Below are 13,393 nucleotides of genomic sequence, written 5' to 3' on the forward strand. Positions count from 1 at the left end.
GGCACTCGGGTCGACCTGACCCGGGGCGTTCTGCCGACCCTGTGCCCACTCAACACGCGGGTCCACAGGCCCACCTTGCTGCTGAGTACGCGGATCAGCGCGCCCTACAGCCTGCGAATGTGCCTCAGGACGACCGGTCCCAACCTGCCCCGACCCTTCCGGCCGCCCCTGCGACCACTCAACCCGCGGATCGACAGCCCTCGCCTGCGGACCATCCGCAGCGCGCGGACCAGGCCCGTGTTGCTGCCTCTGCGCCCACTCGACACGTGGGTCCACGGGCCCAGGCTGCTCAGGGGCAGGTTGCTGCCTTTGCGCCCACTCAACCCGCGGATCCACCGGCTCACCCGGCCTGTTCCCCGGTCCATCCTGCGAATGCGGACGGTGCTCAGGGTTCAACCGCTGACCGATCTCACCAGGCCCGGGCACCAGTCCATCCTGGTGAGCCACTCGCGCAGCCTCCCGATCCGCCCGAGCAGCGCCCTCCGGATCCAACGCCCGCTCAATCCGCGACGGCCCAGGACGACCCTCCTGCGGATGACCCGGCGCCACCTGCTGCTCCGAATGAGCCTGCGCGGCTTGCGGATGCCCGCCTCCTGCGCCACGTTCGGCTGCTCCGGCGAATGCGCCGGCGCCTGCCCGTCAGGAGCGTGCGTAGGTTGCTGCGGCGCATGCGGGGGCTGCTGCGGTGCATGCGACTCGGACGCCGCTTGCTGCGGGTAAGCCTGCGTCGACTGCTGCGTGTGCGATGCCGGCGTCGGCTGCTGCGGCGCGTGCGTCTGCTGCGGGGCGTGCGTCTGCGGAGCATGCGTCGGTTGCTGCGGCGCATGAGCAGGCGGCGCGTACGCCGGCTGATGCGGTGCATGCGTGTTCGGTGCGTGCGGCGGCATCGGCTGACCCGGCCCGTGCGTCGGTTGCTGCGGCGCATGCGTCTGCGGAGCATGCGTCGGTTGCTGCGGCGCATGAGCAGGCTGCGGCGGGTACGGCTGATGCGGGACCTGCTGGCTCGGCTGATGCGGCGGCGGCACGCTTGGCGCGTGCTGCGGCATCGGCGGGACCTGCTGGCTCGGCTGATGCGGCGGCGGCACCTTCGGCGCGTGCTGCGGCATCGGCGGGACCTGCTGGGTCGGCTGATGCGGCGGCGGCACCTTCGGCGCATGCTGCGGCATCGGCGGGGTGGGTGGCTTGGTGGCGTTGACGGGGTGGCTGGGGGCCAGCGGGGAGGTCCAGGGGCCGTTGGGCTCGCGGACCATGACCTCGAGGTCGTCGAAGGTCGCCTTGCCGTTCCCGTACTTCGGCGGCCACGGGCCGACCTTGCCGCTCTGGTTGTCGGCCCAGCGGACCACGCCCTTCTCGTCCACGAAGGCGTTGAACCAGTGCCCACCACCAGGAGGCAGCGAACCGTCGGGCAGCGGACCCTTGTGCCACGACCCACCGACGATCGCGACCGTGCCCGGCGGCTTGCCCTTCAGGCTGTCCTCGATCATCTTCAGCGCGCCGTCGGTGTACTCGCGGGAGTTCTTCGAGCCCGGCACGTTGATCCGGTCCGGCCGTACGCCGGTGTACTCGTACATCTCCCGGCGCTCACCCGGCGGGTGCCTGAGGTCACCGTTCGCCAGCCGCGGTTCCCGGCCCTGCAGGGTGTCGGCGAACGCGCGGCTGGAATCACCACAGTTGTTCCGGAACGCAGCCAGCTTCGTCTTGAAGAACGGGTTCCCGGATTTGATCCACTTGCCGACGTTCTTCAGCGGGTTGTCGCCGACAGCCTTCTTCAGCCGGTTGGTCAGCTTCCCGTCGGTGTCGAAGTCGTTGTACCGGTCGGGCTCCACCTCGTGCCGATGCTGACCGGGCGCTCCGGCAGGTGGGTTCGGGTTGGTGCCGTCCGGCGCCTTGTTGTCCCCCAACCACTGGTGATCCTCCGGCGTCAGCGCATCCTCCGGCCTCCCCACACCCGGCTCCCGCGCCCGCTCCCCACCATGCGACCGATCCCCGCCGTCATTCCGCGGCCGATCCGACTCACCAGGACGCGACGGATCCCCATCACCGGCACGCGCGCGGTCGCCAGCACGCGGCCGGTCGGAGTCACCGGCATGCCGATCCCCGTCGCCGGCATGCGGCTGGTTCCCGTCGCCGGCAGGGGAATGCGTCCCATCACCTGAACGCGGGTGGTCGTCGGAGCGCGACGTGTCGCCGTCGGGGCGAGAGGAGGTCTCACGGTCCGGGTGCGTCGAGGTGTCGCGATCCGGGTGCGATGAAGTCTCCCGGTCGGGATGCGACGAGCCGTCGCGGTCGGGGTGAGTGGACGTGTCGCGATCCGAGTGGGACGACGTATCGCGGTCCGGGTGCGACGAGCTTTCATCACCGCGGTGCGCGCCGGGCTGGTCTCCGTCCGACCGGCGTCCCTCAGGCCCATCAGGCGAATGCGTCCGCTCCGGCGAACGCGTCGTCGGACCGTCGGGCGTGTGCGGCGCAGACCCGTCCCGCGTGTGTGGCGCTCCGTCGGGCGTACGCGCGGTCGGGCCATCCGGTGAGTGCGGCGCAGAACCATCCGAGGTACGCCCGGTCGGGCCATCCGAGGCAGACCCGTCCCGGCTGTGCGGCGCGGAGCCATCCGCAGTACGCGTCGGCGAACCATCCGGGGAATGCGGGGCGGAACCGTCCGCAGTACGCGTCGGTGAGCCGTCCGGTGAGTGCGGCGCAGAACCCTCCTCAGTACGCGTCGGTGAGCCGTCTGGGGAGTGCGGCGCAGAACCGTCCGAAGTACGGGCGGTCGGGCCGTCCGAGGCAGACCCGTCCCGGGTGTGCGGCGCGGAACCATCCGCAGTACGCGTCGGTGGGCCGTCTGAGGAGCGGACGGTTGGGGCGTCTGGGGCGTGGGTGGGGGCTCCGGAGAAGTCTGGGGGGTTGGTGTCGGGGCCGTTGGTGGGGTTGGGGGTTCCGGCCGGGCCGTCGTCGCCTCGGCGGCCGGCGGCGAAGACGTCGTCGGTGGGGGCGTCGAAGTCGCGGACCTTCTTGTTGGGGAAGCGCTCGTGCTTCAGCCCGGCCCGGTTCTCGAAGTTGCGGCCGCTCGCCCAGACCGTCTTACCGGTCGCAGGATCGCGGACCTTGTAGGTGACCTGGATGTTGTCGGGACGCGCCTTGCCCGGCGGCAGCGGCATGATCTCGACGTCGACCTCGTGGCCCTTCTTGACCCACGCCCCCCACTCGTTCTCCATCCGCTTCCAGGCGCCGGTGTTGAAGTTCTTGTTCTGCGGGAACATCTGGTGGGCCTTCTGATCCGCGAAGAACCGGTGCCCGATGCCGTGCCCGCCCTGGTCGTCGGCGATCCCGCGCCCGGCGGCCGCGTCCTGCTCGCTCTGGTGCCGCGGCTTGCCCGGCGTCACCTCGCGCAGGGTCGCCTGGATGCTGCGCGGCAGACCGTTCTCGTCGGTGATCCAGCGCGCTTCGTTGCGGCCCTCGTGCAGTACTCCGCTGTCGTCGTACTGCGGACGCTCCGCGTCGGCGTGCGGCTGGCCGGCATCCCGGTCCGGGCGGCGGAACCAGTCGAAATCGTCGTCCCCGTTCCGCGGCGGCGTACCGTCCGGGCCGTCCGGCGGCGGCGTGTTGCCGTCGTCCGGGTTGTTCGGCTGGTTCGGGTCGTTCGGCTGGTTCGGGTCCCGGTTTGCGTTCGGGTCGCGCGGGTTGGGCTGGCGGGGTGTGCTGGGGCCGGTCGGATCGTTGCGGCCCCAACTCTCGCCTGCCCGACCCGGAGAGCCTTGGTATCCGCCGGTGTGTACCGGCGTCGGCATGACAGGCGGCGCATCCGCAGCCCGCGGAGCACCTACGGGATCGGGCGTCCGCGGCGAATCCGGCGTACGCGTGGACGGCCCGTCCGGCGTGTGCGTCGTCGGCCCGTCGGGCGTGTGCGTCGTCGGCCGGTCCGGGGCGTGCGTGCCGGGTCCGTCGGGCGTCGTCGACCGGTCTGGCGTGTGGGTGGTCGGCGACTCCGGCGTACGAGCCGCCGGCGTCTCCGGCGTGTGCGTCGCCGGACGGTCTGGCGCGTGCGTCGGCGACTCGGGTGTGTGGGTCGCAGGACGGTCCGGCGTGTGAGTGGTCGGCGCCTCCGGCGAATGCGCGGCAGGACGATCCAGAGCGTGTGCCGCGGGCCCGTCCGAGGTGTGCGCGGCGGGAGTCTCTGGCGAGTGCGTCGACGGACCGTCGGGCGTATGGGTGCCCGGTCCGTTGGACGTGTGCGCGACAGGGCCGTCGGAGGTGTGCGTCGCGGGCGACTCCGAGTGGGAACCACCCGGGCTCTCCGAGTGCGAAGCAGCCAGGCTCTCCGAGTGCGAGCCGCTCGGGCTTTCGGAGTGCGACGTACCGGGTGAATCCGAGCCGCCGTGCGTCGCCGGGGCGTCCGGTGAATCGGCGTGCGACGAGGTCGGGCCGTCCGGGGAGCCGCTGTGCGACGAAGGTCCGTCCCCGGAGCCCGCATGAGAGGTTGGCGCGTCAGCAGGCGAGGCCGGAGCGTCGCCCGAGTCCGCGTGCGAAGCCGGCGCGTCCTGAGAGTCGGCATGCGAAGCCGGTGTGTTCGACGAGTCTCCGTGCGACGCCGGGGAATCCGAGGAGCTGTGAGAAGACGGTGGGGTGGAATCGCCGCCACTGTGAGAAGACGGTGGGGTGGAATCGCCGCCACTGTGAGAAGACGGTGGGGGCGAATCGCCGCCGCTGTGAGTGGGTGCCGGGGCTTGTGAGTGGGATGTCGAGCTCGGGCTGTCCGAGTGAAAGGACGGGGTGGAGTCGCCACCTGAGCCGACGGACACCGGTGAATGTTCGGGAGCGGAGACGTGAGGTGCGTCGACGCCGCCGACGTGCGGGGCGTTCGGGAGGCTGACCTTTGAAGTCGGGATGTCCAGCCCGCTGAACTTGGCGAGTCCGCCGATCACCGGCGCATTGCCGACCTTGATCACCAGGTCGCTGACCTTCGGCAGCTTCAGCGCGGTGTTGATCGCCAGCTGTCCCGGGCGGAGCTTGCCCGCCACGTTCACCGCGACATCGGCGCCCTTGGCAACCTTCGCGGCCACGGAGCCGTACTTGCCGGCTATCGCGGTAGCGCGCATGGCACCACCAGCACCACCGGTACCGACGGTGGTGATCACGTTGAAGCCGACCTGCCCGAGCGCGCGGCCCGGATCCTCGCCCCACATGTCCCAGGCGACCATGCCCTTCAGCACAGTCAGCCCGACGTTGTCCAGGTACGCCGCGGTCTCGGGGAACGCCACGTGCATGAACGCCGCGGCACCCGGGATGGTGTACATCGCGGCCGAGGCGAGCGTCAGGCCGACGCCCTTCCAGGCTTCACCGGCCTTGTCCCAGCCGGCCAGCTCGTGGCCGAAGATCGAGTCGACGCCTATCGACTTCAGCAGCGGCTGGATCGGGATCAGCGTGGTGAGCGCGTCCAGGGTGCCGAGCAGGCCGTCGACGAAGACGCCCTTCAGCACCCCGCCGACGAAGTCGACGCAGTCCTCGTACCACGGGGCGTCGTACTCCAGCGGCTTGCCCCACGGCGGGTCCTTCTCCTCCTCGTCGGATGCCTTGGGCTCGGGATCACCTTCGCGGTGGCCGCTCTTCTCGTCCCACTTCTTGCCACCGTAGAGGGCCGCGATCTTGTTGGCGCAGCGATGTTCGGCGGCGCTGATGCCGTCCATCGAGTCCTGGATGTCCTTGTGGAGCTGGTTCTCCTCCTTGACCCAGTCCTCGTTGTCGTCGATCTCGTCCTCGGGCGTGTCGCCGACCTTGCGGATGAACGCGTCGGCCCGGCCCTTCACGCCGTTCAGCTTGGTGACGTTGCCCTGTACTTCGGACACGAAGGTGTTCAGCGCGGCGGCGACCTTGCTCAGCTCGGGGCCGAACAGCTCGCCCTCCTTCTTCACCGGCAGCATCGCGTCGACCAGCAGATGCTTCTCGGGGCCGTCGATGTAGTGCGCGGTCATGCCGTTGCGGAACGTCTTCTCCAGGCCCTGCGCGATCTTCACGATCTCGCCGCCGACCGTGACCATGTCGCCGGCCGCCTTGCTGACCTTCTCGAGGTCGCCGACGAACTTCGGGATGCCTTCGGGTTTGATCATCGTCGTCTCCCGGTCAGACCACGTGCGGCGACGGCTTGGGCTTGGCGGATTGGGCAGCGGAGGCGATCACGGCCCGCGGGTCGACGCCCTCGGCGCGCTGGATCCCGCGCTGGGCGGCCAGTGCCATCTCCTGCTGACCATTGGCCAGGGCCGTGAGTGCCTTCGAAGTGCCCTGCAGGACGTCGCCGGTGTGTTTCACCATGCCCGGCAGCGAGTCCTTCCACTTGTCGATGAACTCGCTGATGGCGATCCCGATCGGGCCGCCCTTGCCGCTCATCGACGCCTGCGTGGCAGCGGTCTGCAACGAGTCGCCGAGCTTCCTGCCGATGCTCTCGAAGCCGCCGGCCTGCGTCTGGAGGCCCTTCAGGCTGTCCATCGCCGCGGCGGATTCGACGGTCCACTTGACCATGCTTCATACCTCTCGATGCCCCGCCCGGGGCTCAACGATTGATCGATCCGCCGTCCCGGCGGCGTAGCTCACCGCCAGCACACGCGGGCGTGCTGGTGGCCGGACCCGATGGGTCGCGATCAGCTGTTGGTCATTCCTCGTACTGCGCTGGCGGCGCTGCTGTGCGCGGTCTCGCCGATGCCGTCGAACTGCTTCAGCGTCTCGGCCAGCGACTTGATGATGCCCTGCACCTCGGCCGCGGCGGCGTTGAACTTCTCCTCGACCGCGCCGTAGTCGTCCATCACCTTGGTCATGGTGGCGTCCGCGCGCATCGCCTTGACGTTCGACTTGTGCTGCGCGAGCAGGGTCTCGATCTGGCCCGACAGGCTCTTGATCCCCGCCTGGGTCTCGCCGCTGGCGCTGCTGTCGAATCCGGTACGACCTGACATGTGAGCTACTCCCCGTCTCAGCGGTTGCCGAACTTGGCGGCGTCGAAGTTCGCCGCGCCTTCTGCCTTCTTGGCGGCCTGGCTCATGTCGGTCTCCGCGGTGCGGACCGCCTTGTCCATGCCCTGCTGGCCCGCCGCGATCGCCGACATCCCGGCATTCAGGTCCGCCGCGATCTTGTCGACGCGGCCCTTGAAACTCATGAACGCATCGTGACCGCCGCCCTGCAGTTTGCCCTCCAGCGGCTGTGCGGCCGCGGCCAGGCGCTTCACCAGGCCACCGAGGTCGGACGTGTTCGTGCCCGTCTTCTTGGCCAGGGTGCTCAGGGTGTCCTTGCCCATGTCCCAACGCTGTCCACTCACTGCTGCGTGTCCCTCCGAAGTGATGGTCTCGACTCCCGACCTGCTCCACCCTAGACGCGGATGGGGTCGCCCCGGCTCCTGCGCGAAGGCCCAGGATCGTCCCCGCCGAAGCTCGGCGAAGGCTCAGGATCGTGACGGGGTTGGCGGTTTCGGCGTGTTCGACGAGGTGCCGGCGGTCGGCGTACCGATAGGGGCCGTAGGCCCCGAAGTGGCCGGAGCACTCGGGCTCGGCGCCACCGGACCACCGGGATTCTTGCCACGCTGGTCCTGGAGGAAGGAGTAACCCACGCAGCCCGCGCAGACGACGGCGGCCACCGCCGCGCTCGCGAACAGCTTGGTGACACCCTCGTCGAGGGTGTTCCGCGATCGGGCCGAACCGAACAGCCAGGCCTCCCGCAGACGCCTGCGGCGCACCGCCACCGACTCGATCAGCTGGGTGTCGTACTGGCGCGACACGTACTCCCCTTCATCCGGACCGAACACAACGCGCGCCCAAATCTAGACGGTGAAAGGTTCGCCAGGACTGCACCATCGGCCACGAACGCACCGTCGGCCAGGAGCATGACACTCCTGGCCGACGGTTGATCCCTTGTACTGCTAGCGCGTGATCCTGTACTGCTAGCGCGCCACGCGCTTGGCGGCGGCGGTCTTCTTCGCCGGAGCCTTCTTGGCGGCGGTCTTCGTCGCCACCTTCTTCGCTGCCCCGGTCGCGACCTTCTTCACCGCACCGTTGGCCGCCTTCTTCGCAGCACCGTTGGCCGCCTTCGTGGCAGTTCCGTTCGCGGTCTTCTGGGCGGTCGCCGTGGTGCCGCCGGACTTCGCCGCGGCCGCGAGCTCCTTCGCACTCGGCTTCGCGGCACGACCGTGCAGGATCTCCGCGAGGAACTCACCGGTGTAGGAGTTCGGGTTCGCCGCGACCTCCTCCGGGGTGCCTTCCGCGACGAGCGTGCCACCGCGGCGGCCGCCGTCCGGGCCGAGGTCGACGATCCAGTCCGCGGTCTTGATCACGTCGAGGTTGTGCTCGATGACCAGCACCGAGTTGCCCTTGTCCACCAGGCTGCCGAGCACGCCCAGCAACTTGCGGATGTCCTCGAAGTGCAGACCGGTGGTCGGCTCGTCCAGCACGTAGACCGTGCGCCCGGTCGACCGCTTCTGCAGCTCCGACGCCAGCTTGACCCGCTGGGCCTCACCGCCGGACAGGGTCGGTGCGGGCTGGCCGAGCCGAACATACCCCAGACCGACCTCGTTCAGCGTGGTCAGGTGCCGGGCGATCGCCGGGATCGCCGCGAAGAAGTCGGCGGCCTCCTCGATCGGCATGTCCAGGATGTCCGCGACCGTCTTGCCCTTGTAGTGCACCTCGAGCGTCTCCCGGTTGTACCGGGCGCCGTGGCACACCTCGCAGGGCACGTAGACGTCGGGCAGGAAGTTCATCTCAATCTTCAGCGTGCCGTCACCCGAGCAGGCCTCGCAGCGGCCGCCCTTGACGTTGAACGAGAACCGGCCCTGCTGGTAGCCCCGGACCTTCGCCTCCGGCGTCTCCGCGAACAGCTTGCGGACGTGGTCCCAGACTCCCGTGTACGTCGCCGGGTTCGACCTCGGCGTACGGCCGATCGGTGACTGGTCGACGTGGATCACCTTGTCGACGAGTTCCATCCCGGAGATCTTCGTGTGCCGGCCGGGGATCGTCCGGGCGCCGTAGATCTGCCGCGCGAGCGACGTGTAGAGGATGTCGTTCACGAGCGTCGACTTGCCCGAGCCGGACACCCCGGTGACCGCGACGAAGACCCCGAGCGGGATCGTCACGTCGATGTCCTGCAGATTGTGCTCGCGCGCGCCGTACACGGTGAGCTCGCGGCCCTCCGTCAACGGCCGCCGCACCGGCGGGATCGGGATCTCGCGACGGCCCGAGATGTACGCACCGGTGATCGAGTCCGGGTGGTTGCGCAGGTCCTCGACCGTGCCGGAGACGACGACCTGGCCGCCGTGCTCGCCGGCACCCGGGCCGATGTCGACCACCCAGTCGGCGTGGTCGATGGTGTCCTCGTCGTGCTCGACCACGATCAGCGTGTTGCCCAGGTCCTTCAGCCGGACCAAGGTGTCGATCAGCCGGCGGTTGTCCCGCTGGTGCAGACCGATCGACGGCTCGTCCAGCACGTAGAGGACGCCGACCAGGCCGGAGCCGATCTGCGTCGCGAGCCGGATCCGCTGCGCCTCACCGCCGGACAGCGAGCCGGCCGGCCGGTTCAGCGCCAGGTAGTCCAGGCCCACGTCGAGCAGGAACCGCAGCCGCTCGCCGATCTCCTTGACCACCCGCTCCGCGATCTGCTTCTCCCGTGGGCTCAGCTCCATGTCGGCGAGGAACGCGTGCACCTCGTCGATCGACATCGCGCTCACCTCGGCGATGTTCTTGCCGCCCATCGTGACCGCGAGCGAGATCGGCTTCAGCCGGGCGCCGTTGCAGGCGAGGCACGGAACCTCGCGCATGTAGCCCTCGAAGCGCTCCCGGCTGGTGTCACTGGACGACTCCGCGTGCCGGCGCTCGACGTACGGGATCACACCCTCGAAGGTGGTGTAGTACGAGCGCTCGCGGCCGTAGCGGTTCTTGTACGAGACGTGCACCTGGCGGTCGTGCCCGGTCAGCAGGGACTTCTTCGCCTTGGCCGGGAGTTCGCCGAACGGCGTGCTCGTCTTGATCTTGAGGTCCTTGGCCAGCGCGCCGAGCAACCGCTCGAAGTACTGCGAGACGTTCTGCCCCGACCACGGCTGGATCGCACCCTCGTCGAGGGACTTCGACGGGTCCGGGACCAGCAGCTCCGGGTCCACCTCCATCCGGGTGCCGAGCCCGGAGCAGACCGGGCAGGCGCCGTACGGCGAGTTGAACGAGAACGAGCGCGGCTCCAATTCGTCGATGGCCAGGGGGTGGTCGTTCGGGCAGGAGAGCTTCTCGGAGAACCGGCGCTCGCGGTGCGGGTCGTCCTCCGGCAGGTCGACGAAGTCGAGCGTGATGATGCCGCCGGACAGGCCGAGCGCGGTCTCCACCGAGTCGGTCAGCCGCTGCTTCGCGGAACCCTTGACCGCGAGCCGGTCGACCACGACGTCGATGGTGTGCTTCTTCTGCTTGTCCAGCTTCGGCGGCTCGGTCAGCTGGATGGTCTCGCCGTCCACCCGGGCGCGGGAGAAGCCCTGACCGGTCAGCTGCCGGAAGAGGTCGAGGTACTCCCCCTTGCGGCCGCGAATGACCGGAGCGAGCACCTGGAACCGGGTGCCCTCGTCCAGGTCGAGGACGCGGTCCACGATCTGCTGCGGGGTCTGCCGGCTGATCGGCTCGCCGCACTCGGGACAGTGCGGCCGGCCCGCGCGGGCGAACAGCAGCCGGAGGTAGTCGTAGACCTCGGTGATCGTGCCGACGGTCGAGCGCGGGTTCTTCGAGGTGGACTTCTGGTCGATCGAGACCGCGGGCGACAGGCCCTCGATGAAGTCGACGTCCGGTTTGTCCATCTGGCCGAGGAACTGGCGCGCGTACGCCGAGAGCGACTCGACGTAGCGCCGCTGGCCCTCGGCGAAGATCGTGTCGAAGGCCAGGCTGGACTTGCCGGACCCGGACAGCCCGGTGAAGACGATCATGGCGTCGCGCGGCAGGTCGAGCGAGACGTCCTTCAGGTTGTGCTCACGCGCTCCACGCACGATCAGACGATCAGACACAAGCTCACTCTCAGCCGTTCTCGAGGGTTTCGTGGGACGCTCCGGGTGCCCATCAACAGGCTTCCCGACACGCTCCGGGGACATGCCCGATCATGCTAACGAGGCCCTCCGACAAAAACTTCCGCGAAGTCTCCGACGGCCAGGATGCAGCCTCTTCGAAAGCATATTCGATAGTCTTCGACCATGGTCGTACCCCCGCAAACGAGCCGGCTGCTGGCGGAGTTACCGTCCGCTAACCGGAGACTGCTGGCCACCGCCGCCCGGCTGACGGACGCCGACGTACTGCGCCCGTCGCTGCTGCCCCGCTGGACCCTCGGGCACGTGCTCAGCCACGTCGCCCGCAACGCCGACGCCCTGGTGAATCTGTGTGACTGGGCTCTCACCGGCGTGCGCAAGCCGATGTACGTGTCCGTGGAGGCCCGCGAGTCCGACATCGAGGCAGGCGCCGCGCGGCCGATCGCAGTACAGCTCCAGGATATCCAGGCGGCCGAAGCCCGGCTGCTGGAGCGGTTCGAGGATCTCCCGGCGGAGGCCTGGGCCGCGGAGGTCACCTGGCCCAGTGGAACGACCCGCACCGCGGACCAGATCGTGGCGGCTCGCCTCAACGAACTGGAGGTGCACCACGTCGACCTGGGCCTCGGCTACACCTTCGACGACGTACCGGCCGGGTCCCGCGAGGCGCTGCTCACCTACGTGACCACCAGGTGGCCCGACGACTTCAACGCGGTACTGCGGAGCTCGGACTCGACCTGGTCGTCGCCTGAGCGGCCCGCCGGTGCAAGGATCATCACTGGCGGCACCGCGGCGCTGCTGGGCTGGGCGCTCGGCCGGACCGACGGGAGCACCCTCACGCTCGAGGGCACGCTGCCGGAACCGCCGCCCTGGGGATGACACGAGCTATGGGAGAACGCATGACGGAGTATCACGGCAACGTCCATGTCGGTGGTCCCGCGCAGACGCACGAGCTCGCGCAACTGATGATCACCAAGGTCGCCGTGGGCCCGATGGACAACAACGCGTACCTGCTGCGCTGCCGCCTCACCGACGAGCAGGTGCTGATCGACGCCGCCAACGACGCGAACACCCTGCTGAACGTGATCGGCTCCGAAGGCATCAGCAAAGTGATCACCACGCACCGGCACGGCGACCACTGGCAGGCGCTCGCCGAGGTCGTCGCGCGGACCAGTGCCCAGACCATCGCGGGCCAGTATGACGCCGAGGGCATCGAGGTGCCGACCGACGAGCCCGTCGAGGACGGCGACCGCATCCACTTCGGCCAGATCGGACTCGAGGTGATCCACCTCGTCGGCCACACACCCGGCTCGATCGCCCTGCTGTACGACGACCCGACCGGGCCGCCACATGTATTCACCGGCGACTCCCTGTTTCCGGGTGGCGTCGGCAACACCCGCGGTGACGCCGAGAACTTCCGGTCGCTCCTGAACGACGTGGAGACCAAGCTCTTCGACCGGCTCCCGGACGAGACCTGGGTCTACCCCGGCCACGGCGCCGACACCAGCCTCGGCGCCGAACGACCCAGCCTCCCGGAGTGGCGCGCCCGCGGTTGGTAGCGGCTGGCTATCACCCCTGGCGGGTCATGCGAGGCGGTCCGGAGGATCCCTATCGTCGAAGCAACGGCACGATCGTCGCGCCGCGAAGGGAGCCTCCGATGCGTTCCTCGTTCGACAAACTCATCTCGTGGACCGGCTTGTTGCTCGCCGCGTTTCTCTTGTTGGCGGGCGCTCTGCTGACCTGGGCCTACGTCTTCATCGGCAACGAGGTCGAGAGCCAGCTATCCATCCAGGGCATCACGATGCCTGAGGGTCAGGCACTGGAGTCGCTGCCGCAGGAGGACCGTGACGCGCTCGAACAGTACGCCGGCAGCCCCTTGGACACCGGCCCCGAGGCCAAGGCCTACGCCGACCACTACATCCTCGTGCACATGAACGCCGCCTCCGACGGCCGCACCTACCAGCAGGTAAGCGGCGAGTACCAGGCCATGACCATCGCAGAGAAGGCCTCCCCGCAGGGTCAGGCGCTCGCCGGACTGCGCGAGACCTTGTTCCAAGGCAACACGCTGCGCGGCCTGCTGCTCTACGGCTACGCGTTCGCCACGATGGGCACCATCGCCGGCATTGCGGCGATCGGCGCGTACATCGGAGCGATCATCCTGCTGATTCTCGGCCTGCTGGGCATGCGGCACGCCCGCCGGGCCGCGGCACAGGAGCGGGCGAACGGCGCCCAGCTCTCACCGCCCATCACGACCTGAGGCAACCTCAGAACGGGGCAACGATGAGTCCGACGCCGGTGCCGGGTCAGCATCGGCGTCGCTTCCCCGCATCAGCCGCCGTATCCGGATGCCGGGGAGGTCGCGGTCTCCCGAGTGATGTACCG

The 13,393-nt window shown here is 69.2% G+C and carries 9 protein-coding genes; 3 read left to right on the top strand and 6 right to left on the bottom strand.

What is annotated here, in order from left to right; all coding sequences use genetic code 11:
- Positions 1-392: 392 nt before the first annotated feature.
- From EV644_RS25645 to uvrA, 6 genes are all read right to left on the bottom strand, one after another.
- Positions 393-6,101 (bottom strand): toxin glutamine deamidase domain-containing protein, encoded by a 5,709-nt coding sequence (locus tag EV644_RS25645; RefSeq protein WP_132191273.1) that lies wholly within the window; start codon positions 6,099-6,101, stop codon positions 393-395.
- A gap of 13 nt (positions 6,102-6,114) precedes the next feature.
- Positions 6,115-6,510: a DUF6507 family protein gene (locus EV644_RS25650; protein WP_132191274.1), complete on the bottom strand. Its 396-nt coding sequence runs from the start codon at positions 6,508-6,510 to the stop codon at positions 6,115-6,117.
- Between the two features lie 119 nt (positions 6,511-6,629).
- Positions 6,630-6,938: a hypothetical protein gene (locus EV644_RS25655; RefSeq protein ID WP_132191275.1), complete on the bottom strand. Its 309-nt coding sequence runs from the start codon at positions 6,936-6,938 to the stop codon at positions 6,630-6,632.
- Between the two features lie 17 nt (positions 6,939-6,955).
- Entirely contained in the window at positions 6,956-7,276 is a 321-nt protein-coding gene (locus EV644_RS25660; RefSeq protein WP_132191276.1) for a hypothetical protein, read from the bottom strand.
- A gap of 144 nt (positions 7,277-7,420) precedes the next feature.
- Positions 7,421-7,753, bottom strand: a complete 333-nt coding sequence (locus EV644_RS25665; RefSeq protein WP_132191277.1) for a hypothetical protein — start codon at positions 7,751-7,753, stop codon at positions 7,421-7,423.
- A 162-nt stretch (positions 7,754-7,915) separates the two neighbouring features.
- Entirely contained in the window at positions 7,916-10,999 is a 3,084-nt protein-coding gene (uvrA, locus tag EV644_RS25670; RefSeq protein ID WP_132191278.1) for an excinuclease ABC subunit UvrA, read from the bottom strand.
- Positions 11,000-11,182: 183 nt separating this feature from the next.
- Here uvrA and EV644_RS25675 point away from each other — a divergent pair, with 183 nt between their 5' ends.
- The 3 genes from EV644_RS25675 to EV644_RS25685 all read left to right on the top strand — a co-directional run bounded on the left by EV644_RS25675 (position 11,183) and on the right by EV644_RS25685 (position 13,268).
- Entirely contained in the window at positions 11,183-11,890 is a 708-nt protein-coding gene (locus EV644_RS25675; RefSeq protein WP_132191279.1) for a maleylpyruvate isomerase family mycothiol-dependent enzyme, read from the top strand.
- A gap of 20 nt (positions 11,891-11,910) precedes the next feature.
- Positions 11,911-12,570 (top strand): MBL fold metallo-hydrolase, encoded by a 660-nt coding sequence (locus EV644_RS25680; RefSeq protein ID WP_132191280.1) that lies wholly within the window; start codon positions 11,911-11,913, stop codon positions 12,568-12,570.
- A 98-nt stretch (positions 12,571-12,668) separates the two neighbouring features.
- Entirely contained in the window at positions 12,669-13,268 is a 600-nt protein-coding gene (locus EV644_RS25685) for a hypothetical protein (protein WP_132191281.1), read from the top strand.
- Positions 13,269-13,393: the final 125 nt, after the last annotated feature.

The sequence above is a fragment of the Kribbella orskensis genome, assembly GCF_004342085.1.
GTDB classification, from domain to species: domain Bacteria; phylum Actinomycetota; class Actinomycetes; order Propionibacteriales; family Kribbellaceae; genus Kribbella; species Kribbella orskensis.